Genomic DNA, 842 nt, shown 5'->3' with positions numbered 1-842 from the left:
CCATCGTTGCCGATGAAACCCGGACGCGCGGGAACGATGACACACGACTACAAACGCAACGGCACCATCGATCTGTTCGCGGCGATGAATGTTGCTACCGGTGAGGTATTGACCGACCTGCGCAAGGGGCATACCGGCGCTGACGTGTTGCGGTTCTTCAAACAGATCGATGCCAGCGTTCCGCGTGGTCTCGGTGTACATGTCGTGCTGGACAACTTGTCGGCGCACTCCACCCCTGAGATCGCGAAGTGGTTGGCGCACAAGGATCGTCGTCGGTGGCACCTGCATTACACCCCGACCTCGAGTTCGTGGGTAAACCTGGTGGAACGCTGGTTCAAAGAACTCACCGACAAACGACTGCGTCGTGGTGTTTTCACCAGCGTCGCTGAACTCACCGAAGCCATCACCGCATGGGCCGCGCACTGGAACGCTGACCCCAAGCCCTTCATCTGGAAAGCCACCGCCGAGGACATCATCGCCAAAGTCCAACGCGGCAGAGCCACTCTTAACCAGATCAAATCGCAGACGGACCACTAGCAGCACCATCATCACCAGGCCGTAGAGACCGCTGCCCGCGCCGCCGGGAGCCACTTCGCCGAGCATCATGTTCAGCATCAGCACCGCGCCCCCGAGGCTGGCGAAGCTGTCGTACGACGCATTCGCCGCGCCATCGCCGGTCGCGGTGGCGGCCTGGCCGAACGTCGCGCTACCAGGGACGCCGAACCGGACCTCGGTGCCCTCCACCGGCGCGCCCGCGGCGTGCACGACGGTGCCGTGGGCCTGGAGCTGGAACAGCATCATCAGGCTGACGCTGGCCGTCGCGATCACCGACATCGCCGCCA

Annotated in this window: 1 protein-coding gene and 1 pseudogene; one reads left to right on the top strand and one right to left on the bottom strand. The window is 63.3% G+C overall.

The genetic code is table 11. From position 1 onward, the window contains the following. The coding region (locus A5699_RS29230; protein ID WP_157561054.1) for an IS630 family transposase at window positions 1-537 on the top strand (537 nt) is incomplete at its 5' end. 51 nt (window positions 538-588) lie between these two features. Here A5699_RS29230 and A5699_RS29225 read toward each other — a convergent pair. Beyond that, window positions 589-798 (bottom strand): annotated as a pseudogene (locus A5699_RS29225) (potassium-transporting ATPase subunit KdpA); the annotation flags it as partial. Between the last annotated feature and the right edge of the window lie 44 nt (window positions 799-842).

This window comes from Mycobacterium sp. E802 (assembly GCF_001666875.1).
GTDB lineage: Bacteria > Actinomycetota > Actinomycetes > Mycobacteriales > Mycobacteriaceae > Mycobacterium.
Note: the sequence above shows the minus strand (reverse complement) of the source record. Positions and strands in the feature narration are given on the sequence as shown.